Annotated in this window: 27 protein-coding genes; 13 read left to right on the top strand and 14 right to left on the bottom strand. The window is 33.8% G+C overall.

The features are described from left to right. Nucleotides 1–7: 7 nt before the first annotated feature. The 7 genes from EOD40_RS02060 to EOD40_RS02030 form a co-directional block, all read right to left on the bottom strand. Entirely contained in the window at nucleotides 8–661 is a 654-nt protein-coding gene (locus EOD40_RS02060) for a uroporphyrinogen-III synthase (RefSeq protein ID WP_128193232.1), read from the bottom strand. Nucleotides 662–683: 22 nt separating this feature from the next. Continuing rightward, entirely contained in the window at nucleotides 684–1,610 is a 927-nt protein-coding gene (gene hemC / locus EOD40_RS02055) for a hydroxymethylbilane synthase (RefSeq protein WP_128193231.1), read from the bottom strand. Nucleotides 1,611–1,681: 71 nt separating this feature from the next. Further along, on the bottom strand, nucleotides 1,682–2,938 hold the full coding sequence (gene hemA / locus EOD40_RS02050; RefSeq protein ID WP_128193230.1) for a glutamyl-tRNA reductase: 1,257 nt from the start codon (nucleotides 2,936–2,938) through the stop codon (nucleotides 1,682–1,684). A 383-nt stretch (nucleotides 2,939–3,321) separates the two neighbouring features. Beyond that, a complete protein-coding gene (locus EOD40_RS02045; RefSeq protein WP_128193229.1) occupies nucleotides 3,322–3,909 on the bottom strand; it encodes a hypothetical protein in 588 nt (195 codons plus the stop codon). An 18-nt stretch (nucleotides 3,910–3,927) separates the two neighbouring features. Beyond that, entirely contained in the window at nucleotides 3,928–4,362 is a 435-nt protein-coding gene (locus tag EOD40_RS02040) for a hypothetical protein (RefSeq protein WP_128193228.1), read from the bottom strand. A gap of 129 nt (nucleotides 4,363–4,491) precedes the next feature. Further along, on the bottom strand, nucleotides 4,492–5,331 hold the full coding sequence (locus EOD40_RS02035) for a DUF5777 family beta-barrel protein (protein WP_128193227.1): 840 nt from the start codon (nucleotides 5,329–5,331) through the stop codon (nucleotides 4,492–4,494). A 34-nt stretch (nucleotides 5,332–5,365) separates the two neighbouring features. Next, the gene (locus tag EOD40_RS02030; protein ID WP_128193226.1) at nucleotides 5,366–5,755 is read right to left on the bottom strand and encodes a hypothetical protein; all 390 of its coding nucleotides are present in this window, start codon (nucleotides 5,753–5,755) and stop codon (nucleotides 5,366–5,368) included. A gap of 158 nt (nucleotides 5,756–5,913) precedes the next feature. Between EOD40_RS02030 and EOD40_RS02025 the strand changes: the two genes are divergently transcribed. From EOD40_RS02025 to EOD40_RS01985, 9 genes are all read left to right on the top strand, one after another. Then, complete coding sequence (locus tag EOD40_RS02025; RefSeq protein ID WP_128193225.1) at nucleotides 5,914–6,282, top strand: hypothetical protein; 369 nt, start codon at nucleotides 5,914–5,916, stop codon at nucleotides 6,280–6,282. 16 nt (nucleotides 6,283–6,298) lie between these two features. Then, nucleotides 6,299–6,838: a YceI family protein gene (locus EOD40_RS02020; protein ID WP_128193224.1), complete on the top strand. Its 540-nt coding sequence runs from the start codon at nucleotides 6,299–6,301 to the stop codon at nucleotides 6,836–6,838. A 138-nt stretch (nucleotides 6,839–6,976) separates the two neighbouring features. Beyond that, nucleotides 6,977–7,843, top strand: coding sequence for an AraC family transcriptional regulator (locus EOD40_RS02015; RefSeq protein WP_071184419.1), 867 nt, complete (start codon nucleotides 6,977–6,979; stop codon nucleotides 7,841–7,843). A 104-nt stretch (nucleotides 7,844–7,947) separates the two neighbouring features. After that, nucleotides 7,948–8,961, top strand: a complete 1,014-nt coding sequence (gene hemH, locus EOD40_RS02010; protein WP_128193223.1) for a ferrochelatase — start codon at nucleotides 7,948–7,950, stop codon at nucleotides 8,959–8,961. Nucleotides 8,962–8,997: 36 nt separating this feature from the next. Next, nucleotides 8,998–9,549 (top strand): CopD family protein, encoded by a 552-nt coding sequence (locus EOD40_RS02005; RefSeq protein ID WP_128193222.1) that lies wholly within the window; start codon nucleotides 8,998–9,000, stop codon nucleotides 9,547–9,549. A 120-nt stretch (nucleotides 9,550–9,669) separates the two neighbouring features. Further along, complete coding sequence (locus EOD40_RS02000; protein WP_128193408.1) at nucleotides 9,670–11,085, top strand: ATP-binding protein; 1,416 nt, start codon at nucleotides 9,670–9,672, stop codon at nucleotides 11,083–11,085. 9 nt (nucleotides 11,086–11,094) lie between these two features. Continuing rightward, a complete protein-coding gene (locus EOD40_RS01995; protein WP_128193221.1) occupies nucleotides 11,095–11,877 on the top strand; it encodes an enoyl-CoA hydratase/isomerase family protein in 783 nt (260 codons plus the stop codon). A gap of 87 nt (nucleotides 11,878–11,964) precedes the next feature. Further along, nucleotides 11,965–12,684 (top strand): exonuclease/endonuclease/phosphatase family protein, encoded by a 720-nt coding sequence (locus tag EOD40_RS01990; RefSeq protein ID WP_128193220.1) that lies wholly within the window; start codon nucleotides 11,965–11,967, stop codon nucleotides 12,682–12,684. A gap of 8 nt (nucleotides 12,685–12,692) precedes the next feature. Beyond that, a complete protein-coding gene (locus EOD40_RS01985) occupies nucleotides 12,693–13,091 on the top strand; it encodes a hypothetical protein (protein WP_128193219.1) in 399 nt (132 codons plus the stop codon). Between the two features lie 73 nt (nucleotides 13,092–13,164). Here EOD40_RS01985 and EOD40_RS01980 read toward each other — a convergent pair whose 3' ends face one another. The 3 genes from EOD40_RS01980 to EOD40_RS01970 all read right to left on the bottom strand — a co-directional run bounded on the left by EOD40_RS01980 (nucleotide 13,165) and on the right by EOD40_RS01970 (nucleotide 15,704). Next, nucleotides 13,165–13,818 carry an HD domain-containing protein gene (locus EOD40_RS01980; RefSeq protein ID WP_128193218.1) on the bottom strand — a complete coding sequence of 218 codons (654 nt, stop codon included), beginning with the start codon at nucleotides 13,816–13,818 and terminating at the stop codon, nucleotides 13,165–13,167. 154 nt (nucleotides 13,819–13,972) lie between these two features. Next, nucleotides 13,973–14,959: an acyl-ACP desaturase gene (locus EOD40_RS01975; protein WP_128193217.1), complete on the bottom strand. Its 987-nt coding sequence runs from the start codon at nucleotides 14,957–14,959 to the stop codon at nucleotides 13,973–13,975. A gap of 10 nt (nucleotides 14,960–14,969) precedes the next feature. After that, nucleotides 14,970–15,704 (bottom strand): lysophospholipid acyltransferase family protein, encoded by a 735-nt coding sequence (locus tag EOD40_RS01970; RefSeq protein ID WP_128193216.1) that lies wholly within the window; start codon nucleotides 15,702–15,704, stop codon nucleotides 14,970–14,972. Nucleotides 15,705–15,827: 123 nt separating this feature from the next. Here EOD40_RS01970 and rnpA point away from each other — a divergent pair, with 123 nt between their 5' ends. From rnpA to EOD40_RS18300, 4 genes are all read left to right on the top strand, one after another. Further along, the gene (gene rnpA / locus EOD40_RS01965; protein WP_128193215.1) at nucleotides 15,828–16,238 is read left to right on the top strand and encodes a ribonuclease P protein component; all 411 of its coding nucleotides are present in this window, start codon (nucleotides 15,828–15,830) and stop codon (nucleotides 16,236–16,238) included. Nucleotides 16,239–16,317: 79 nt separating this feature from the next. After that, nucleotides 16,318–17,955, top strand: a complete 1,638-nt coding sequence (locus EOD40_RS01960; protein WP_128193214.1) for a S41 family peptidase — start codon at nucleotides 16,318–16,320, stop codon at nucleotides 17,953–17,955. Further along, nucleotides 17,955–18,524 carry an OmpA family protein gene (locus EOD40_RS01955; protein ID WP_317127903.1) on the top strand — a complete coding sequence of 190 codons (570 nt, stop codon included), beginning with the start codon at nucleotides 17,955–17,957 and terminating at the stop codon, nucleotides 18,522–18,524. Before EOD40_RS01960 ends, EOD40_RS01955 begins: the two co-directional genes overlap by 1 nt. Continuing rightward, nucleotides 18,521–18,760, top strand: a complete 240-nt coding sequence (locus EOD40_RS18300; RefSeq protein ID WP_317127904.1) for an OmpA family protein — start codon at nucleotides 18,521–18,523, stop codon at nucleotides 18,758–18,760. The genes EOD40_RS01955 and EOD40_RS18300 overlap by 4 nt, the downstream gene beginning before the upstream one ends. Nucleotides 18,761–18,762: 2 nt before the next feature. Here EOD40_RS18300 and EOD40_RS01950 read toward each other — a convergent pair whose 3' ends face one another. The 4 genes from EOD40_RS01950 to EOD40_RS01935 form a co-directional block, all read right to left on the bottom strand. Further along, on the bottom strand, nucleotides 18,763–19,782 hold the full coding sequence (locus EOD40_RS01950) for a DUF4837 family protein (protein ID WP_128193213.1): 1,020 nt from the start codon (nucleotides 19,780–19,782) through the stop codon (nucleotides 18,763–18,765). 202 nt (nucleotides 19,783–19,984) lie between these two features. After that, nucleotides 19,985–21,973: a LysM peptidoglycan-binding domain-containing protein gene (locus EOD40_RS01945; RefSeq protein WP_128193212.1), complete on the bottom strand. Its 1,989-nt coding sequence runs from the start codon at nucleotides 21,971–21,973 to the stop codon at nucleotides 19,985–19,987. 106 nt (nucleotides 21,974–22,079) lie between these two features. Then, complete coding sequence (locus EOD40_RS01940) at nucleotides 22,080–23,267, bottom strand: phosphoglycerate kinase (RefSeq protein ID WP_128193211.1); 1,188 nt, start codon at nucleotides 23,265–23,267, stop codon at nucleotides 22,080–22,082. A 154-nt stretch (nucleotides 23,268–23,421) separates the two neighbouring features. Further along, nucleotides 23,422–24,396, bottom strand: coding sequence for a PorP/SprF family type IX secretion system membrane protein (locus tag EOD40_RS01935; RefSeq protein ID WP_128193210.1), 975 nt, complete (start codon nucleotides 24,394–24,396; stop codon nucleotides 23,422–23,424). Nucleotides 24,397–24,433 lie beyond the last annotated feature (37 nt).

Here is a 24,433-nt window from a genome sequence, read left to right as displayed (position 1 = left end):
GCAAATTTTATTTATATTCTTCTATTATTGCTTCGATTACATCTTCGATGGTAGGTTGATCAGCAACGATGATGTTTTTTGTTTTATTTTCCAATGCTGATGCGGTGGTTTCGCCAATGCAAAAGCAAATTTCGTTTTTTAATTTATTATCTGCCAAATAACTTTCAACTGCTGAAGGGCTGAAAAACAGAACCGCATCGACAGTTCCTTTAATTTTTTGAGGAGTTAATGTGGTTTCGTAAACTTCAATTTCGTTAAAAGTCACTCCGGCTTCTTTTAAAGCATCTGGTAAAGTGTCTCTACGTTTGTTGCCACTAAAAAAAGTATAGTTTTCTGATTTGTAAATTAAAGTGATGATTTCAGCCAAATCAGCGGCATAACCAGTATAAGCGATTACCTCAAAACCGTTATCGGCTAGTAAATTTTTGGTTTTTATCCCAACACAATATACTTTTTTGGTTTTTAGTTTTTCTAATTCAGAGTGTTGTAAAATACTTTCAACAGAATTTTGACTTGTAAAAATCAAACTTTCGTTTATATTTTTCAATTCAAAAGACTTGATTTGGGTACTGATGAAATCATTTTCGATGAGTTCAAAACCAGCGTCAATCAGTGGTTTTTTTTGAGAATCAGCAAGTATTTTGGTAGAGAGTATTTTCATGTTTTGGGATTGGAAAACGAAATTATTTTTTCAAAGTTGCTTTAATATTCGCCATTAATTCGCTTCCGCCATTGTCTAAGATTTCTTTGGCTGAATGGAATCCTAATTTTTTCCATTCTGAAATATCGACTACTTTGTTGATTTCGATTTTTTCTTTTCCGTCCAATGAAAATAAAACCCCATCAAAATGAATGGTATCTTCGTCTTCATTGTATTTTGCCAAAGCACCAATAGGAGCGGTACATCCGCCTTCTAAGGTTCTTAAAAATTGGCGTTCGATATAAGTACAAACTTCCGTTTCAATATCATTCAGATGTGAAAGTGCATCCAGAGTATAATTATCATTTCCCATGGCTACCACTAGCATGGCACCTTGGGCAGGAGCTGGAATCATCCAATCCAAATCGATATAATCGGTAGGTTTTAAGTTGATTCTTTCTAATCCGGCAGCGGCAAAAACGGCTCCGTTCCAATTGCTTTCCTGTAATTTTTGCATTCTTGTATTTACGTTTCCGCGTAAATCGACTACGTTATGGTTTGGGTATTTGTTCAGCCATTGTGCCTGACGACGCAAGCTTCCGGTGGCAATAGTTCCATTGGCTTCCAGAAAATCAAGATTGCCTTTGTGAACTAAAATATCTAAGGTATTGGCTCTTTCTAAAACGGCAGCCTGAACAATTCCGACAGGTAGGGCAGTAGGAACATCTTTCATCGAATGTACCGCAATATCCACATCGCCGTTAATCATGGCGATATCTAGTGTTTTGGTGAAAATTCCGGTGATTCCTAATTCGTAAAGGGGTTTGTCAAGAATGATGTCGCCTTGGGATTTTACAGCTATAATTTCGGTTTTATAACCTAAATCGTTTAATTTGTTTTGAACAGTATGTGCTTGCCATAAAGCGAGTTCGCTATCTCTTGTACCTATACGTATTGTTTTTTCTGCCATTTTTATATTTTATTCCGGGAAACGGTTTTAATTTAAAACCATTAAGGAATTAAGGTTCATTAAGTTTTTAATTATTTAACTAAGGCCTCAATTTTAAAGACTTTTTCAATCCATTCGATACTTTCATCCACCATAGTGTTTTCGTCTTTGAGGTGATTAGCAAAATGAGTAGTGATTTTTTGAATGATTCTATTGCTGATGATTTCGGCTTGCTCTTCGTTAAAATCGGCTATTTTTTTACTTTGAAAATCCAATTCTGAATTTTTAATGTCGTTCAATTTGGCTTTCAAGGCATTGATAGTTGGAGCAAATTTACGTCCTTTAGTCCAAGTCTTAAATTCGTCTTTTATTTCTTCGATAATGACTTCAGCAGCAGGAATGTGTTTTTTTCTGTTTTCTAAAGTTTCATCGGTCATTTGAGATAAATGATCCATGTGAATTAAAGTAACACCTTCTATTTCGGTTACATTTTCATTCACATTTTTAGGAATAGATAAATCTAAAATCAACAATGGTTTTTTTAGATTTAAAATGGCCTTGTCAACCGTTGGGTTTTGTGCTCCTGTAGCTACTACTAAAACATCGGCTTTTTGTAATTCTAATTGCAAATCAGAATAGTCTTTAACCACCAAATCCAGTTTTTCGGCTAATTTCTCTGCCTTGTCTTTGGTTCTGTTGATTAAAGTAATTTGTTCGTGTTTAGTGTGTTTTACGAGGTTTTCGCAGGTATTTCTACCAATTTTTCCTGTTCCAAAAAGTAAGATATTTTTATTGGCAATATCTTCTACGTTTTTGATGATATATTGAACTGATGCGAATGAAACTGAGGTTGCACCAGAAGAAATTTCAGTATCTGTTTTGATTTTTTTACTCGCCTGGATTACTGAGTTTACTAAGCGTTCCATGAAAGTATTTACTAAACCATAGGATTTACTCTGGTTGAAAGCATTTTTTATCTGGCTGATGATTTCGAAGTCACCTAAAATCTGGCTGTCTAATCCTGTTCCCACTCTAAACATGTGATTGATAGCTTCCTGATTTTTATAAATGTAGGCTACTTCCTGAAATTCAGGAACTGAGCCCTGGCTGTTTTCACAAAGTAATTTGATTAATTCATAAGGATGATTGGCAAAACCATAAATTTCAGTTCTGTTACAAGTTGAAGTGACAATCAATGATTCGATTCCTTCGGCTTCAGCCTGCATTAACAAGATAGATTGTGCCTTGGCGTCTAAGCTAAATTTACCTCTGATCGTTGCATCTGCTTTTTTATAACTTAAACCTAAAGCGTAAAAAGTGGTGTTTCTGGACATGTTATAATTTTCCATTTTATACTTTCCTTATAAAAGTTCAACAAAATTATTATTAACTATTTTATAAAAACAACGCTGTAAGTTCTTTTTGTATCGCTTAGAGTAAATTTGATTCAAAATAGTAATTACAAAATCGATTTTATTTAAAAATAGTGCAAAATCAGGTGTTTTTTAGTTATTTATGTAGATTTGTTCTAAATAACAACATCAATTGATTTCAATATTATATACGAAAAAATATCGCTTAGAGTTCTTGAAAAGTGTTATTAAAAATAACTTTATAAAACACTTTTTTAAATTATATAACAGCTGTATTCGAAATTTAGGTGTTCGGTTTAAGTTGTATTTTAAATAAAAACGCTACTCAAAACAGTAGCGTTTTTATGCTTAAAATTGAATTATTTTTGAACAATAGGAGTTCTTAATGATTCTAATACAGCTACAATATCAGTATAAAGTTCTGTGTTTGAAGCTACGCCATTAGCATTAGCAGCTGCACCTACATAACCTTCAAATTTAGTGTAATCGGCATTACTGGATTTTGTTCCCATACGTGGATTCATAGCAGGATTATGAGCTGCTGACATACTTAAACCTGAGTATGTATTTACTGCGTTTGTTCCTCCCGTATTGAAAGAAAAGAAATCAGTTAAATTATCTACTAGTATAGCTAATTTAGTAGTGTTGCCAGCTCCAACTTCTGCTAAAACAGGAGCAAAATGTGCGCCTAAGTTTCCAGATGCATTTGATTGAACATCAGCAACTATAAGACCTACTGTAGAGTTTACCACTTTACGGAAAGATAAACGTCCTTTCTCAATCATTTGCCCTGAATTGTCAGGGTCAGCAACCATAGTTGTTCCACCTAAACGGCTGTAAATTGAAGCTTTTACTGGTGCTGGATCATCATCATCGTTGCTGCAAGAAGTAAATGCAGCTGATGCGAGTAGTAATACACCAAGTGTAATTTTAGAATAATTTTTCATGATAATAGAATTTAAGGATTAATTAAAAAATTGATTTATTGATTTAGATAATTTATAACTGAAGCTATTTTGATCCATTGGGCAAACTTCTTTGCTTGCCATACTTGCCGGCAAGATGTAGCGTTTAGCCTCATAAGGTCTCTTGCTCATCAATTCATTGAAAACTTTCTCAGAATTGGTGATTTTATTATTGTGGAAATACACTACAACATTTCTTTTGACAATAATAGAATCAGATGTTAAGCCTTTTATGGTTCTTAAGTCGGCACAAATTTGTTTGGCTTGCAGCGAATCAATATTCGATTTGAAATCAATTCGGCTCACTTGTAAATTCGGACTTTCATAGACTGCCGGTTTCGCTGTAATAATGTGAAAAAGCAAAATAGCGATGAACAGTATCACAATTCCCGCGAGGATGAACAACCCTTTTTTGATAATTTTATTCGTTTTCATAATTTTCAGGTTTTAAAAATTATTTACGAGTGTTTCTGTTTTATGGTTTTACTATTTTTATGAAAAACATCAATTTAGAATTGTTTTAAATACCGGTACTGTTGGAATTAGTTTTAAAAGGGCGATTTTTTAGAAAACTCTTAGCAAATTGAATCCAAAAAACACATCGCCTTTTGTCCAGTCTCCGGTTGTTTGGCCTAAGAATCCAGCCTCATGAATCCCCTGAGAACTGGTAAAATGCATTTGGAAAACGTGTCCGCCAGTATCTAAATCAAAACCTATAGAAAGCGGATTTTTATAAATAGAATTAGAAGCTCTGTTTAAATGTGCTGCGTAATCAATATTTAGCGACCAACGTTTTGACAATTTATAACGACCTCCAATTCCGATGGCGTATTGGGTATTGTCTTGTTGTGGATTATCAACAAAATTTTCGTGAAAGATGGTTGGCGCTAATTCCAGAGATAATTTTTCGGAGTATTTTCTGGAAATCAATAATTGTTGTACATAAGTCAATCTATTGTCGAATGTCAATTTTGGATAGAGACTTTCTTTCAATTTATTATTTATGGCTAAACTTGTAAAACCAGCAATGCTTACCGGAAAACCGTCTTTAATTTGGTTTAAAAAAATGTATTTGGTAGAAAAATCATAAGCTAATTCACTTCTGGCGCCACTAATCGTTAACCAATCGGTCAATCCGTAGACAAATTTTAGTTGAGTGTTGGCGTTGTCCAATCCAAAGAAACCTTCAAAACCATCTTTTACAGAGCCAAATCGATGCGCTACAATAAAATACAAATCGCCTTTTGCGGCTAGTTTAGTCGATTCCAGATTGACAATTTTTAAGCCTTTAAATGCTGCCGACACCTTTTCTTTTCCGGAAATAGTATCGATTCCGTTTAATAAATCGTCTTGCGAAAATGAAATTAATGGAAGTAATAATAAGAGTAGAATGAGCTTTTTCATAAAATATAATTTTGGTTTGTTAGTAAGTAGTTTTTTAGCGAATAATGGAACTCTGGTCCATTTTGAATTCTTCTAATAATTCGTCATAGCCTAAAAATCGTCCTTTGATTTTTAGTGTTTTGCCTGAAACGATGTCTTTGGGCAAGCTGTCATTGAACGTTGCAAATACTTTATTGTCAAGAATAACAGCTTTGTTTTCGATATCAACTGCGGTTATTTTAGCTGTTAGTTCAATGGTTTGGTCCTGGTATTTGGCGAAAGCCAAATTATCATTGGTGGCAAATTCCTTTTCTAATGCGGGAATAGTAGTTACATAAGTGGCTTTTTCGCTGCTGATATCTCTATGATCTTGATAAGTATAGCGATAGATGGCAATGGCTGCCACCAATAAGATTAAAATTCCGTATCCTATTTTTTTGTTCATAACATTGTTTTTAAAGGTCTAATGTTATGTACGGTAAAAGAGAAAGATTGGTTTTTGGTTGAAAAAAGAATGGCGTTATGAAAACTAGAGCGTCGGTTTCAACGTATATGATTCATCTGACTGATACAATCTTTTTTTAATCCAAAAACCAACTTATTATGAAACTCAAAAACTTTTTCCTGCTACTCGCATTTGCCGGCATTTTTATGGCTTGTACCAATGATAATCCAGAAACTTTGATGGAAGATGTACCCAATGACGGTGTAATAACTTACCAGCAAAATGTAAAATCCATTATCGACAACAATTGTATTTCCTGTCATGCCGCAGTGCCTAGAAATGGTGCTCCAATGTCTTTAGTGACTTATGACCAGGTAAAAAATGCGGTTCAAAATCGCGGATTACTCAATAGAATCTCATTGAATAATGGCAACAGTTTTTTGATGCCGCAAGGTGGCCCAAGACTCCCTCAAGCAACTATTGATATAGTATCGCAATGGCAACAAGATGGATTATTAGAACAATAATTTTAAAATAGAAAAAATGAAAAATAACATAGTAGTAGCAATGGTGTTGATATCAAGTTTGATATTTGCTCAAGAAAAAAAGATCAGCAAATCAGCGGTGATTATTTTTGAAGCTTCAGTGCCTTCTTTTGAAGAAGTTAAGGCAACTAACAACAATGTAACTTTGGTTTTGAATCCGGCAACGGGTCAAATAGCCAGTTTAGCTTTAATGAAAGGTTTTCGTTTTAAAGTGGCTTTGATGGAAGAACATTTCAATGAAAATTATATGGAAAGTGATAGATATCCTAAAGCTTTGTTTAAAGGTAAAATAGAAGGATTTGATGTTAATAGTTTAACGCCAAAACCCAAAGATTTTGTCATCAATGGAAAGCTGGAACTTCACGGAAAAACGGCGGTTATTAAAGCTCCGGCAAAAATAAGTCAGTCTAATTCGGGAATTAATTTACAGTCTAATTTTTCAGTCAACGCCAGCGATTTTGATATTTCAATACCGGCGGTGGTTAAGAATAAAGTGGCTAATAAAATCAATATTCAGGTTGATGCCGTTTTGAAATAAGGAGTTCAAAAAATTAAAGATTTTATAAATTTAGACGGAAGTAAACAATTAACCATCAAAAAGATTTAATTTTGAAAGACCAAATGAGTCGTTTAACTAAAAACGGCAAGAGTAAGTTGAATTAAGTAAATCAAAAAAATGGAGGAAGAAATAAAGATTGACGACGATTTTATTTTAATTCGTTTTCAAAATAATACTGATGAGGTTTTAACTTTTCAACGTCCTGTACAGCTGGGTTTAATCCAATTTCATTTTGGTTTAAAAGGAAGTGCCAATTATATTTTTAATCAGGGAAATTATAATTTAAAACTCAATGAAGAAAAAGCATTGTTGTTTTATAATACCGAAAAAGAATTGCCTCTAAATGTAGAAGTTGCTCCTAAAACCTGGTTGATTTCTATATTTGTTTCCATTAAAAAATTTCACGGATTGTTTACCAATGATGCGGAGCATATTCCGTTTTTGAGCAAAGAAAATCAGGAAAAAAAATACTATAACGAGAGTGATATCAGTCCGTCGATGGCTATTGTTTTGAACCAAATGTTTCATTACAACCTGAATCCGTCGATAAAAAACCTGTATTACAAAGGAAAAGGATACGAATTATTGAGTCTTTTTTTCAATCGAAATGAGGATCCAAATGCGGAACAATGTCCGTTTTTGGTAGATGAAGAAAATGTGTTGAAAATCAAAAAAGCCAAAGAGGTTATTATTGCTAACATGGCTGAACCGCCAGGATTACAGGAATTAGCTGACCAGGTTGGTTTGAATTTGAAAAAACTCAAAATGGGTTTCAAGCAAATTTATGGTGACACCGTTTATGGTTTTCTGTTTGATTACAAAATGGATTATGCCCGAAAATTACTCGACAGCGGTTCTTATAATGTGAACGAAGTAGGTTTGAAAATAGGTTACAGCACCGGAAGTCATTTCATAGCTGCTTTCAAGAAGAAATTTGGAACCACTCCAAAAAAATATTTGATGTCGATTAATACTAATATGTAAAAACAGTATTGGCTTTATATATAAAAGCATAAGTAAAAAATAACATTTATCATGTTTCTAAAAAGTGACTTGTACTACTTTTGACGAAAAATTAAATAAACACAATGAAAGGCGTATTATTAGTAAATTTAGGTTCTCCAGAGAGTCCTACCCCAAAAGATGTAAAACCGTATTTAGACGAATTTTTGATGGATAAATACGTAATTGACGTTCCGTATTTGTTGCGTGCCTTATTAGTTCGTGGTATTATTTTGAGAAAAAGACCAGAGGAATCAGCTCATGCTTACGCAAAAATTTGGTGGGACGAAGGTTCCCCTTTAGTAGTTCTTTCTGAAAGAATGCAGCAAAAAGTACAGCCTTTAGTAAATGTTCCTGTTGCTTTAGCCATGCGTTATGGAACTATGACCATCGAAAAAGGCTTGCAGGAATTGCATGATAAAGGCGTTACCGAAGTATTACTTTTTCCATTGTATCCTCAATATGCGATGGCTTCGACATTGACCATTTTAGTGAAAGCAGAAGAAATTCGTAAAAAGAAATTTCCTCAAATGACGTTTACGGATGTTCCTGCGTTTTATAACAAACCAGATTATATTCAGAATTTGGCAGATTCGATGAAAAAGCATTTAAATGGGTTTGATTACGATCATTTGTTATTTTCTTATCACGGAATTCCAGAGCGTCACATTCGTAAGACTGATGTAACCAAATCTCATTGTAAAATTGATGGTTCATGTTGTAATACGCCATCACCAGCACACGATTTTTGCTACCGTCACCAGTGTTATGAAACCACAAAATTGGTAATAGAAAAACTAGGTATTCCAAAAGACAAATACAGCTTGACTTTTCAATCCCGATTAGCAGGCGATAAATGGCTGGAACCTTATACCGATATCGAGATCAATAACATGCCTGCTAAAGGAATTAAAAAATTGGCTGTAGTAACTCCTGCTTTTGTTTCAGATTGTTTAGAAACCTTAGAAGAAATTGCCATGCGTGCCAAAGAAGATTTCGAAGAACACGGTGGCGAAGATTTCTTGGCAATTCCTTGTTTAAATGACGATGACGAATGGTGTAAAACTGTTGGGAATTGGATTAACGATTGGGCGAAATAGAAAATAGAACAAAGAGTAAAGAAAAAAGACTTTATAATGGAGTACTATAACTACTTAAAATCGTTACATCTTATTTTTGTAATCACTTGGTTTTCCGGGCTTTTTTATATTGTTCGTTTGTTTGTATATCAAATCGAAGCAGCCGATAAACCTTCACCTGAAAAAGAGATTTTACAAAAACAGTTTAAAATCATGAGTTATAGGCTGTGGTATATTATTACCTGGCCATCGGCGGTTTTGGCAAGTTTTTTTGCGTTTTGGATGCTGTTTTTTACCCCTACGGGAAATGCCTGGTTGCAAATGCCCTGGATGCATGTTAAACTTGGCTTTGTTTTTGTGTTGTATTTGTATCATTTAAAATGCCACCAGATATTTAAACAATTGCAAAATGATGCCGTAAAATACACGACGAATTTCATGCGTTTGTGGAATGAAGGGGCTACCATCATTCTTTTTGCAGTAGTATTTTTAGTAATTTTAAAAAATGCTGTCAACTGGATTTATGGCGTAATTGGGATTGTTTTATTTTCGGTTTTAATTATGCTGGGTTTTAAATTTTATAAAAGAATCAGAGAGAGAAAACAGTAAGCAGTTAACAGTATTCAGTTGGCACTGAACACTAAAGAAACTGAATACTGAACACTAAAAACTATGCTTAGAATCTTCAAATTATCAATGCTTTCGTTGCGAGTTCGAATCTTTCTTTCGATGATCGTAGTGATAATTGTTTCTTCTATTTTGTTAGCTTCTATTTCGATTATTCAGTTTAAAAATGAGGCTAAAGAATACCATGAAGAGCGTTTAGAGCGCAAGGAAAACGCGGTTAAGGAACACATTAATTTTGTACTGTCAACAACTACTTATCCGCTTACGACCGAAAATTTAGAATTAATTTTTAAGGATAAAATCCACGAGTTGGCACATATTCATAATATTGAAATCAATATTTATGATCTTCATGGAAAGTTGTTGAAATCTTCCAAAGAATCTTTTTCGGTGGATAAAATTTCGCCGCCTATTCCTGAATATATTTTGAAGCTCGTCCGTTCTTCGATTGAGAAACGTTATGTGGATATAAAAACCATAAACGGTATCAAAAACAGATCTTCGTTCACCCAAATTAAAGACGATAAATTCAAACCACTGGGTGTTTTAAACTTACCCTATCAGGAAGACGATGGCTTTTATGAAAAGGAGTTAAGTAGTTTTCTTATTCGTCTGGGTCAGGTTTATTCTTTTATGTTGATTGTGGCTTTTGCTCTGGCTTATTTTCTTTCGGCCTATATAACTAAGTCTTTAAAAACCATTTCGGATAAATTAAACGAAACGCGATTGAATCAAAAAAACGAAAAGATCTTACTCTCAGCGAGCAGTAAAGAAATCAATTTGTTGATTAATGGTTACAACCAAATGGTGGATGAATTGGAAAAAAGTGCCATTAAATTAGCGCAAAGCGAAAGGGAAGAGGCCTGGCGTGAAATGGCAAAACAGGTAGCCCATGAGATTAAAAATCCATTGACACCTATGCGATTGACGGTGCAGAGTTTTCAGCGAAAATTCAACCCTGAAGATGCTGATATCAAACAGAAGATGAACGATTACTCCGAAACCTTGATTCAACAAATTGATACGATGAGTGCTGTGGCTTCTGCATTTTCGAATTTTGCTTCGATGCCGGCCCAGCAAAACGAAACCCTAAATGTGGTGGAGGTGGTAGAACTGGCTTTGGATATTTTCAATGAGAATCATATTGTTTTTGAAAGTGATGCTGCAGAGATTATTTCCATAGTAGATCGTACACAATTAATTCGAATTATTACTAACTTAGTAAAAAATGCCATTCAATCCATTCCGGAGGAACAAGAGAATAAAATCATCTCTGTTTCGGTGAAGAAGGAGGGAAATAACGTTTTAATTCTTGTTGAGGACAACGGAATAGGAATTAAAGAGGAGGACATAAATCGTATATTCGAACCTAAGTTTACTACCAAAAGCAGTGGAATGGGATTGGGATTGGGAATTATAAAGAATATTATCGAAAATTATAAAGGCAGCATTAGCTTTGAAACAGAATACGGAAAAGGAACTCGTTTTACAGTTTCTTTACCAATTATTAACTCTTAAATCAATACAATGAGCTACAAAAATATTTTGATTGCCAAAGAGCATAATATTGCAACTATTACCATTAATCGCCCGGAAAAATTAAATGCTTTAAATAAGCTTACCATTCAGGAATTACATCATGCTTTTGAGGAATTGGAACAAAATCAAGATACACGAGCTATTATTTTAACGGGTAGTGGTCAAAAAGCTTTTGTGGCCGGCGCTGATATCGCTGAATTTGCCAAATTTTCTGTCGAAGAAGGAATTCAGTTATCGGCTCAAGGCCAAGATACTTTGTTTAATTTTGTCGAAAATTTAAGAGTGCCTGTTATCGCAGCCATTAACGGATTTGCTCTTGGAGGCGGACTAGAATTGGCCATGGCTTGTCATATTCGTGTTGCCTCAGATAATGCTCGAATGGGATTGCCTGAAGTTTCATTAGGTGTTATCCCTGGTTATGGAGGAACACAGCGTTTGCCACAATTGATTGGTAAAGGGCGTGCTATGGAAATGATTCTTACAGCAGGAATGGTAACAGCTGAGGAGGCTTATAGAACCGGTTTAGTGAATCATGTTGTTTCGGTAGACGAGTTATTGCCTTTTAGTATAGAAATAGCGCAAAAAATCATTAAAAACTCACCAGCTGCGATTAGTATGGCTATCAATGCTGTAAATGCTAATTATAAAGAAGGGGAAAATGGTTTTGAAACCGAAATAAAATCTTTTGGAAAATGTTTTGGAACGGTAGATTTCAAAGAAGGAACAAAAGCCTTTTTGGAAAAAAGAAAAGCGGTTTTTACAGGAGAATAAAGAAAGTCTTCAATTTGTAGTTTCATATTAGGACGAGGAGTAATTTATAACAGAATTATATTTGTTAAAATCTTAAAAGGTGTCAATTTGAAAATTGTAACATGGAATTGTAATGGCGCTTTAAGAAAAAAGTTTGAACAGTTAAAAAGTTTAAATGCCGATATTTATATCATTCAAGAATGTGAAAATCCATTTGAAGTAAAACACAAAGAATATTTTAATTGGGCTAATAATCATTTATGGATTGGAGATAATAAAAATAAAGGAATAGGTATTTTTGCAAATTCAGATATTAAATTACAAAAATTAGATTGGTCGGATAATTTTAAAGGTCATAAAGTAAAATACTTTTTACCTTGTTCTGTCAATAATGAATTTGAATTGTTAGCCATTTGGGCGCATAGTAACAATTCACCAACATTCGGATATATTGGTCAATTTTGGAAGTACTTACAAGTAAACAAGGGGTATTTGAATAAAAGTTTAATAGTTGGCGATTTAAACAGTAATAAAATTTGGGATAAATGGGATAGATGGTGGAATCATTCAGATGTTATTAAAGAATTGAATGATATTGAAATTGAAAGTTTTTATCATAAATTCTATAACGAAGAGCAAGGAAAAGAAAGTTTACCTACTTTTTTTCTTCATAGAAGCTTAGAGAAACCTTACCATATTGATTATGTTTTTGGTAGTAAATATTTTTCATCAAACTTAAAAAATATAGAAATTGGCAATATTGAAAAATGGTTGGAAATAAGTGACCATTTACCTTTGATTTGCGAATTTTCAGAATTAAATAATTAAAAAACAACATGTCATACGAGCCTATATTTGCCCTTTTTTGGGAAAGAGTGAAACAAAGTATTGAGGATAAAACTTTTGCCAAATTAACCCTGGCAAAAACCATTGGTGATACTGAATTGAAAAATATCTATGTTCGTCCCGTTTTGTTGGAAAATGATGTTTTTAGTCTTTCACTAATTGCAAGATATAAAACCGAAGAAATAGAAAGTTTTCACAGCTTAGACGAAGCTTATCCGATATTAGCCTCTTATATGAACAAGCCGTTTTTAAGTGCCTTGTTATTCACCACAGAAAATGATGTTGTTTTTAAACTCAACAAAAAAAGGGTGGGAAGTATTACCGAACAAGCTCCAACTTTTAAAAGTGCTTCGGATGTGATTCTTGAGATGAAAGAAAAAGGAATCTGATTGCAGATTTCGTGTTGATAAATAATGATTTAGGTTTTAAACTTCTGAAATCTTTAATCTGCAATCTAAAATTTTATTTCTCTCCTTCCCATTCGGCATAAAACTGTGCCAAAAATCCTTCCATGTAACGGTGTCTTTCCTGGGCAATCTGTTTTCCAGTTTGCGTATTCATTTTGTCTTTAAGCAACAATAATTTTTCATAAAAATGATTAATCGTTGGTGCCTGACTGCGTTTGTATTCTTTAGCACTCATGTTAGTGTTTGGTGCAATTTCAGGGTCGTAGAGCGTTCTATTTTTAAATCCGCCATAATTGAATGTTCGGGCAATTCCAATCGCTCCAATGGCGTCTAAACGGTCTGCATCCTGAACGATATCTAATTCTATCGAACTGAATTTTTTTTCGAAATTACCTCCTTTAAAAGAGATGTTTTCGATGATATTGATAACTACATCGATAATTTCTCCTGCAACATTTTGAGATTCCAGAAATGTTCTGGCTACTTTTGGTCCAACAGATTCGTCGCCATCATGAAATTTACTGTCGGCAATATCGTGAAGCAAAGCACTCAGTTGGACTATTTGCAAATTACAAACTTCTTCTTTCGCAATAAGTAATGCGTTTTTATACACTCTTTCGATGTGAAACCAGTCGTGACCGCCTTCGGCATTATTGAGTTGTTCTTTTACAAAAGTGATTGTTTTGCTGATAATGTCGCTGTTGTTCATGTTATTGTTTTAAAAAAAATGTTGATTCTCAAAGCTTTTAAACTTCAAAAATCAACATTTTAAATTAACTAAATTGTATTTTAATTTTGTAACTCAATTTCAAATTCAATGGCAATTTCAAAAAATCAGAAATCGTTAATCTTCAATCTGAAATCTATAACCTCGCCGGTTCTACCCATTTAAAAATATGAGATTCTTTAGGGATTACTATTCTTTCAGAAACTCTGGCCATTCTGGCTGGTAATTTCATCAGATAATCACGGGCTTTTTCGGCTTCATCTGTTAGGCCTGAGATTTTATCAATTTCCCATTTGGTGATTAATTTTTGCATGATCTCCACATAATCATTGGCAGTGTAAACTCCAATACGTTGTGCTGAATCAGAAAATAATTCAAATGCAGAGCTTATTTTTTGTCCTGATTCTCTCAGGAAATGCGCTGGCATTACAATTTTTGCTTTCATCATGTATTGAAAAGCAAGCATCATTTCGCTAGGATCTACCTTGAAAATTTCGCTCACAAAATGGCTGTATGCATGGTGGTGACGCATTTCGTCCCCGGCAATCATCTTGCACATTTTAGACAGTTTTTTATCGCCATAGCTTTTTGCCAATTGCGAAACTCTATTGTGAGAAACATAGGTTGCAAGCTCTTGGAAACTCGTGTAAACAAAGTTTTTATATGGATCTCTACCTGTACCAATGTCAAATCCGTCATTGATAAGGTGTTGTGTTGTCATTTCAATTTCGCGCATATTTACACGACCAGATAAATACAAGTATTTATTCAATAAATCACCATGACGGTTTTCTTCTCCTGTCCATTGACGTACCCAGGCTGACCATCCGTTTCTTTCTTCATTATCTACTCCTTCTACTTCCATCAACCAGTTTTCATAGGTAGGAAGCGCTTCTTCGGTAATCATATCACCCACCATAGCTACCCAGAAATCATAAGGCAAATCTTTTGAGATTTCGCGTAACTCTTTTACTTCTTCTAAGAAATTATCTCCTTCAGAATTTGGTAAAAAATCAGATGGCTGCCATATTTGCTCCACTGGTATCAAATATTGATCCATATAGCCAGTCACGTTTTTTTCCAAAAACTGCATAACTTCTAATCGAATGTTTTTTATTGACATTTTATTTATATTAAAATTTTATTCCTTTTACTACCGCACTTTCAGTCATCTCCATTAATTCAGGGAAATTATGTTCACTAACCTTTAACGGTTTGTGGATTACAAAGGTAAGATGATTTCCTAAACCTACTGGGAAAAAACCAAATTTTACCATTTTCCATGAATTATTGATACTAACCGGAACAATATAGGCTGAAGGTGCATTTTTGCACAATATTTTTACTCCTGTTACAGCAAATTCTTTAGGTTTACCGGTTTTACTTCTGGTTCCTTCGGGGAAAATTACAGCCGAACGTTTGTTTTTTTCGATGTATTCTGATAATTTTTTAATTTCAGGAATTGCCTGTTTTGGGTCTTTTCTATCAATTAAGGCACCACCACCATGTCTTAAATTATAAGAAACACTTGGAATTCCTTTTCCTAACTCTTTCTTACTTACAAATTTACAATGAAATCGACGCAAATACCAAATCATAGCCACGATATCATACATACTTTGATGATTTGCCACAAAAATTAATGGAACTCCCTCAGGAATACTATCTCTGTTTTCAAATTTATATGTTGTTCCTACTAAGTTAGTGCATTTTAATAAAAAAAAGTTCAAATAATCGACACTTTTTTTGTGGGCTTGATAGCCAAAAATATTTAAGCAAATCCACTGAATGGGATGGAAAATCACTAACGTTAGTCCAAAACACAAATAATAAATTACGGATACGGGATACGAAATAAGTTTTTGCATTCTTAAAAAATTAGCTGCAAAAGTATGAAATAATTTTTTAGTGCTATTTAAATCCTAAATAATAATAGGTTTAGTGTTAAATTGTACCTTTGTGCTCTAAAAAAATATCTTTTCCCCATAAAAATGAGCTTTAACTATCCAAAAAACGAAAAACTAAAAAGTAAAATCAGCATTGGATTGTTGTTCTCTGAAGGTAAATCGGTTTCAAAATACCCTTTGCGCTTAGTATATCATTCGGGTTCTTTAGTTGAGAACGAGAAAATAAAAATGGGGGTTTCGGTTTCTAAAAAATATTTTAAAAAAGCTGTTGATAGAAATCGTTTTAAGCGAATTCTCCGCGAAACCTATAGACTCAACAAGCATATTCTTTTGGATAATTTAGATAAGCCTTATGCTTTTATGTTTTTTTATCAAACTAAAGAGCGATTGTCGTATGAAGAAATCAATACTAAAACCATTCAGTTGTTTGAGAAGTTTGTAGCTCAAAATTCGAAAAAAGAATCTTCAGAAAAGGGGGAACAATCTAGCAAATAATCAATTAAGTATAAGTTTATTGTCAATTTTATTATTGATGATTTATTCCTAATTTAGTAGTCAATAATATATAAACATCATGAACCTCTCTTTTAAGAAAAAATATATCATCCCTGTAGTCGCTTCGGCTCTTTTGTTTATTGGTTCTAGTTTTAAAGATGACTTTTTCGAAATTGCAAAGCAAATAGAAATTTTCACTACGCTTTTTAAGGAATTGAATACTAATTATGTGGACGAAACCAATCCGGGCGAATTAATGGATACTGCCATCAAAGGGATGCTGGCCAGTTTAGATCCATACACCGTTTATTTTAATGAGCAGGATGTGTTGCGATTTAAAATAAACAATACAGGAGAATATACCGGAATAGGTGCTTTGATTACTCAAAAATCAGGAAAGTTGATTCTAAGAGAGGTCTATAAAAATTTCCCTGCCGATAAAGCCGGATTTAAAGCCGGAGATGAGATTATTCAGATAGGAGATGTGCTAATTGCCGATTTTAAAGACGATGCTTCCCAATTACTAAAAGGAGCCAAAAATACTAAAATAGACATTAGATACCTTCGTCAGGGAAAAATTAATACGAGCCAGATTATCCTTGATGAGGTCGAAATAAAATCGGTTCCTTTTTTTGCAAAAATTGATGATAAAACAGGTTATATCGTCCTTAGTCGTTTTAATAAAAAAGCTTCGAACGAAACCAAAGAAGCGTTATTGGAACTCAAAAAACAAGGAGCTGAACGCATTGTTTTGGATTTAAGAAACAATCCTGGCGGACTTTTAAATGAGGCCATCAATATCTGTAATTTATTTGTCCCAAAAAATGAGGTTATTGTAACCACTAAATCCATCAATGAAAAACACAATAATACTTATAAAACTTCTTTTGAACCGGTAGATTTGGATATTCCGTTGGTTATTATTGTCAATGACAAAAGTGCCTCGGCATCCGAAATTGTTTCAGGTGCTTTACAGGATTTAGATCGTGCGGTTATTGTAGGAAGCAGAAGTTTTGGAAAAGGATTGGTTCAAAAACCAATTGATTTGACCTATAATACCCAATTGAAAGTAACTATTTCGAGATATTTTACACCTTCGGGAAGATGTATTCAGGCGTTGGATTATGCCCATAAAGATAAAAACGGATTGGCTACCCGTACACAGGCAACCAATTATAATTCGTTCAAAACCCGCAAAGGTAGAACGGTTTATGATGGTGGAGGGATTTTGCCGGATGTGCAGTTAGAAGAAGCTAAAACGAGTGTTATTGCTAATGCTTTAATCAAAAACGATGGAATTTTTAATTATGCCACGACTTATTATTATAAAAATCCAAATTTAGGCAATCAGATTCCGAATTTTACCAATGCTGATTTTCAGGATTTCAAGCAGTTTTTGAAAATACAAAAAATCTCTTTTGATACCGAAACCGAGGAATCTTTGAAAAATACTTTGGCTGTAGCCAAAAAAGAAGCTATTGACGGCGCAATTGTTAACGAGTATAATCAATTGTTGGCAGCGATTCAGAAAAGTGAAAACGCTCAATTAGACAATAATCAGGACGAAATCAAGGATTTGATTCTGGAAGAAATTATAAAACGTTACCAATATCAGGAAGGTTTTTACCAGTATTACATGAAAACCAATTCGGAAATTAAAAAAGCGGTGAGTATTCTAAACGACACTGCTGCCTACAAGAACATTTTAAAAATCTAATGTTAAAATTTGTTTTAATTACTGCTTTTTTTTCTTTTGGAACTTTGTGTGCCCAAGAGAAGAAGATAGGAACTGTTTATTTTGAATTTGATAAATACAGTATCGATGCTGTTCAGGAGCAGATGGTTGTGGGTTTTGTTCGTAAAATAGATACAACATCGGTTGAGTCTATTCAGATTTATGGGTATTGTGATGACAGGGGTAATGATGATTACAATTTAAAACTATCGGAAAAAAGAGTTAATGCGGTCAAGAGTATTTTGGTTTCCAATGGGTTTAATAAGAATAAAATTCTAATCATTGAAGGCAAAGGACGAGTGCTTCTGGATGAATATTCGGGAGGAAGTTTAGAAGATATCCGATCTAAAAACAGACGTGTCGATTTATTGATTGTAAAGAAAAATAGTTTTGGGAAAGGAATTTATACTTCTTTTCAGGATCAGCATGAAGTAGGCGACCGTATTTATCTCGAAAACATTTTTTTCGAATTGGGAAGCAGCACTCTTACATTGGCTTCTCAAAAAGAATTGGATAAAATAGCAGGAATACTTCAGAAAATAAAGGTATAGAATTTGAAATTCGCGGTCATGTCTGTTGTACGCCTAGTGATTACAAAGATGCAATTGATCAGGCTACTAAGGAAAGAAAACTCTCTTTAAACCGTGCAAAGAGTGTTTTCAAGTATTTAATTTCCAAAAATATCAGCAGTTTAAGAATGATATACAAAGGTTTGGGGAATCAATTTCCTTTAGGGAGAGGAGATGAATTTGACCGAAGGGTGGAATTCCTGATCACCAAGATTTAGTTTTACTTTGTAAACATAGCCATAATCTTTGAAGTTTCTTTAGGGATTGGTTTTTTGCCTATTTTAACCGATTTTATGATTGCCTCGAGCTCTAACATCAAATCTCGTTTTTCTTTCGAAGGAGAGTAGCAAAAACCCTCTAAAACCAGTATGCGGTCATTGTCTTTGTCAACAATGGCATAATTAATAAAAGGACCGGACATGAAATCGTCTTTTAATTCCCAAGTTCCTTTAGTTTCATAGGCTTTTTTGTGATCCAGAACAATGTTTGAAAAATAAGGGGCATAAGCTTCTTCGGTAATCATATCGGTGTTTAATTCCTTGCCGTGAATGTATAAACTTCCGATAGAGTCTCGCATTTGGATGATACTGGATATCTTATTTTTTTTAGTTTCGATACTGTTTATTGGAACCTCATAGATTAGAATGCTGTTGTTTCCACTAATGATTTCTTTTTTAAACCATACAAAATTCTCTTTTTGAAGCATCAATTCGTAGCTGGAAGGCATTTCAATTTTGATATTGAAACTGTCTTTGAAAAACTTAGTGCCTAGCAGTGATTTTTTGTTAATGCGTTGGCATTCTTCAATCTCAGTCTGATGCATTATTTTGATGATTTCGGCTGCGTTTGTTTGAATTAAACACAGGATATCATCTGCCGCTTTTCCGGAAATATAAAATACATTTTGTGGTGAAGCGATTTTGTTTCTTTCTATTCTGAAATCTTCTTTAGTGTCTTTTTTGATAACAATTATGTTTCGGCTATCGGTCATAAAACCTTCCATCAATTTCACGGGATATTGATTGATGGTAAAAAGAGGTTCTTCCTGAGGTAATCCAATTACTGGTGAAGCAAATTTATTTCGGATGCTATCGCCAATTTCGCCATTCCATAACAAATCGTCTATAATCACCGAAATGCTATTGATTTTTCCATTGGTTTTTCGGGGGTTGGTGTTTTCCTGCTTGCAGGAAATGAAAAAGATGGAAACGAAAAGCAATATAAAATGGATTTTATTCATTTTGCATCGATTGTAACTGCAATTCAAATTTTAGGTATGAATTATTGTTTTATTAATTATTTTGTCTTCTTATAGTTTACCCTGCTAATATCGTTCCAAATTTTAAAAAAATGGAATAAAAATAATACAATATGCCTATAATAAGAAAAAGGGCCTTATTTTGTTACCAAATAAAGCCCTTTTGTATTGTTTGAGGATTAATTTAACCTCCTATTTTTAATTTCATTCCCGGTTTGATTTCTTCGTTGTTAATGTCGTTCCATTTTTTAATGTCCGAAACGGTCACTCCAGATTTTTTTGCAATGCTAAACAGGGAATCTCCTTTTTTAACTAAATAGTCATGTTGTAATGAGCTACTGTCAATTTTAGTTTTCTTGAAAGAGGCTGCAGTAGCTTTTGAGGTGTTAATTGCAACTTCGTTTTTAGCCACAATTAATGTTTTTCCTAAAGCAATGTTGTTGTCTGATAAGTGATTCCACTCTTTTAAATCAACGATTGCAGTTCCAAATTTCTTAGCGATGTTGCCTAAATTATCTCCTTTTTGAACAGTGTATTCAATGTTTTTTAATTCAGGAGTTGCAGCAACTACTTCTTTAGTTTCAATTTCTCTCTCCGCTACCAGTAGGCTGGTTCCCGCCTGAATAGTATTTCCTGATAGGTGATTCCATTCTTTAATTTGAGCAACGCTTACATTGTTTAGTTCGGCAATATTGCTTAGGTTATCCCCTTTTTGAACAATATAATTGGTCTTGTTGCTGGCAACCAAAGTATCTTTTTTAACCTCTTTCTTTATTTTTTCAACCTTGGTTGTTTTGGTTTCAATCGAAGCAACAGTATTATTAGTATTTGTTTCAGAAGCTATTATTGTTAGCACTTTTCCGTATGAAACACTATTGCTGTTTAGTTTATTCCATTTTTTTAATTCCTCGATACTAACATTGTATTGGCTGGCAATGCTGCTTAAATTATCACCCTGTTTTACTTTGTAATATTGGGTAGTACTTCCAGATGAATAAGATGGTTTTTCGACAGTAGCAACAGCAGTAGCAGCGTTTTTAAAAGGACTATTGTTTTTAGTGTCTAACTCGTGTTGAACGTATGCGTAAATCTTATCTTCATTAGAAACAAAAACACCTACTTTGTCTTTTGGCAATCGCAAAAAGTGATTTTCAGTGGTGTATGAAGGGATAACATTGAGTTTGTACGAAGGGTTTAACAACTGCAATTGCGAGACAGGCATATCCAATAAATCGGAGATCTGCTTGAACGACATCTGTTTTTTAATCATTACCGTATCGGTCGCAAAGTGTTGTAGGATAGCTTTGTTTGGTTTAATTCCGTGTTCGTTACGATATTCGTATAGGTACATCGTAGCTAAGAAAGCAGGGACATAACCTTGGGTTTCTTTTGGAAGATTTTGTTTGATGCTCCAAAAATTCTGTTGTCCACCTGATCTTCTAATGGCTTTTGCAACATTTCCGGGACCTGAATTATAAGAAGCCAATACCAATTCCCAGTCGCCAAAAATACTGAACATATTTGCCATATATTGGGCAGCAGCAGCAGTAGCTTTCAAAGGATCGCTGCGTTCATCGATATAAGAATCTATCTTTAGGTTGTATTGTTTTCCGGTTTGATACATAAACTGCCAAAGTCCTGTAGCTCCCACTCTGGAAACGGCTTTTGGATTCAAAGCCGACTCAACAATGGCCAAGTATTTTATTTCTAAAGGAATGTTTTGTTTGGCAAAAGTTTCTTCAAACATAGGGAAGTAATACTCCGAAATAGCCATTAAGCGTTCAAAAGATTTCTTCCTGTTCTTTAAAAATGATTTAATTACATTTTCTAAGCCCTGATTGTACTGAATGTTAAACGGAGATTTAGCATTCATAGCCTCAAGCCTGGATTTTAACAATTCAGTAGGTAATTCATAATCTACTTTTTCATCTGTATTGATATTTGCAATATCCTTAGTGATGTCATTGTACAAATCTAAATCAGTCAGTTCTTTTGTCCACAGGCTGTCTACACAACTGGCCATGTCATCATTAACAAAGCTGCGTTTTATAGAATCCAGATAAGAAATCTTAGTTTCCATTACAGCAGTTCCCTTGTTTTCGGCAACTTCTTGCGAAAACAAGGGAACTGTTAGTAATAGAAAAAATGATATAGTGATTTTTTTTATAGTCATATTTTTATTGTCAACGTGCTTAATTTTAAACGATTACAAATTCGTTTATGCAAACTTAATAGGTTACAATTAAAAAAATCAATAAAAACTGTTAAAATTGTGATATTTAGTTCAAAATAGCCGCAATTCCAGGTAATGTTCTTCCTTCAAGCATCTCTAACATAGCACCTCCACCTGTAGAAACGTAACTCATCTTGTCTTCAAAACCGAATTGTTTTACCGCTGCAACTGAATCTCCACCACCTACAAGTGAGAAAGCTCCGTTCTCAGTTGCTTCGGCAATATAATCACCCAGAGCAATTGTTCCTTTAGCAAATGTTTCCATTTCGAATACTCCTAAAGGTCCATTCCAAAGAATTGTTTTAGACTCTAAAATTACTTTTTTGAAGTTTTCCAATGATTTAGGACCTGCATCCATACCTTCCCATCCGTCAGGAATATTTGTTACATCGACCACTTGAGTGTTAGCTGAATTAGAGAATTTGTCTCCTGCTAAAACGTCAACAGGAATGTGAACCTGAACTCCTTTTTCTTTAGCTAATCTTAATATTTCAAGAGCTAATTCTTGTTTGTCATCTTCACAGATAGAGTTTCCAATTTTACCTCCTAATGCTTTCACGAAAGTAAAAGTCATTCCTCCACCAAGAATCATGTGGTCTACTTTGTCTAAAATATTTTCGATAACTGTAATTTTAGAAGATACTTTAGATCCTCCAAGGATTGCAATTACAGGTTTTTCGCTATTTTTTAATACTTTATCAATGCTTTCGATTTCTTTAGCCAATAAAGTTCCGAAACATTTAGCTGTTGGGAAAAATTGAGCAATGATTGTAGTAGAAGCGTGTGCTCTGTGAGCCGTTCCAAAAGCGTCGTTTACATAGATGTCTCCTAATGAAGCCAATTCTTTTGCAAAAGCAACATCTCCAGCCTCTTCTTCAGCGTAAAAACGTAAATTTTCTAATAATAAAACTTCACCTGCTTTTAAGTCATTTGAAGCTTGTTTAGCTACTTCACCTACACAGTCTGAAGCAAATTTTACAGGAACTCCAAGAATGTCAGTTGCTGTTTTTAAGATGTGTTTTAATGAGTATTTCTCTTCAACACCTTTTGGTCGGCCTAAATGTGACATTAAAATAACACTTCCACCATCGGCAAGGATTTTATCAATAGTCGGTTTCGCAGCTTCGATACGGGTAACATCAGTAACATTAAAATTCTCGTCTAGCGGCACGTTAAAATCAACACGTATAATTGCTTTTTTATTTGCAAAATTAAAATCGTTTAAAGTCTTCATTAGTTTATTTTTAGTTTATTTTTTTGAAAGTGAAACAAATATAGAACTTTTAGATTATTAATGAATTTGAATAAATCATAAAAAGTCGATTTTTTGTAACGAAAACGTTGTAAATCAACAAATAAAATGTTTTTTATTAAATAAATTTTATTTTTTAATCATGAACAGGACTTTGAGTACACGGACAATTACTAATCCCTGCAAAGAAATCAAGTCCTATGGTAATAACATGCGTTCCAGTATTTAATGCAGCAAATTGATTTGTTGTAATTTGGTACGAATAGCCAAAATAGAAATTAGATTTTTTGAATCCCACCATAGGTCCCAAATTCAATGGTTTGAAAAATTGGTCATTCAGGAACCGATAGGATATACCAGCCCAATAATAATCTTCATACCTGTTAAATTTACGATACTTTATATTAACATCGGTACTGGAACGACCATCACTGGCAAAATATTGATAGAAAACAGAAGGTTCATATTCAATTCGGCTATTCTCTCTACTTCTAAAAGTGTAACCAGAATAAACTTGGTAATTTCTAAGTAAAACTGGTTCTACTCCTGAAAATCGATCTGCATTTTTATTTAAAATATTACTGGCATTAAGACTAAGATAAAAGGCTTTGTTTCTATATAACATACCAACATCAAAGTTATTGTTAGATACAAAACGGTTATCGGTAATGCTTGGATCGAGAATAGGTATTTCATAAGTGGTATTAAACTTATCGATATCTATTTTGAAATTATTGATATTGTATGACATTCCAAAAGATAGATATTGTTTAGAATAATAATCCAAAATCAGGTGATGTGCAAAAGAGATTTTCATTCCTGTTTGTCTTGTATTTCCATTGCTGTCATTGTAAAGTGAAATTCCTATTCCCGATTGACTTGCAATTCTAAAATCAGCATATACGGATTGATTATCAGGAGCGTCTTTTATGCCCACCCATTGAGTCAAACCATTGGCTCTGATTTTTAAGTTGTCCCCAATTCCGGCAAATGTGGGAGAAACCACAAAATGATTGTCTGCCAAGTATTGGGTAAAAACAGGTAGATTTAACTCCTGACCATAACCGGAAGTTATGACCAAGAGGAGAAAGGGGATTATTATTTTTTTCATTCGAATAATTCTCATTTGGGGGAAAGCATTATTTCGT

Origin of the sequence: Flavobacterium sufflavum (assembly GCF_004016525.1) — a bacterium.
GTDB classification, from domain to species: domain Bacteria; phylum Bacteroidota; class Bacteroidia; order Flavobacteriales; family Flavobacteriaceae; genus Flavobacterium; species Flavobacterium sufflavum.
The sequence above is the reverse complement of the archived record's forward strand: the minus strand, read 5'-3'. Positions and strand labels throughout refer to the sequence as shown.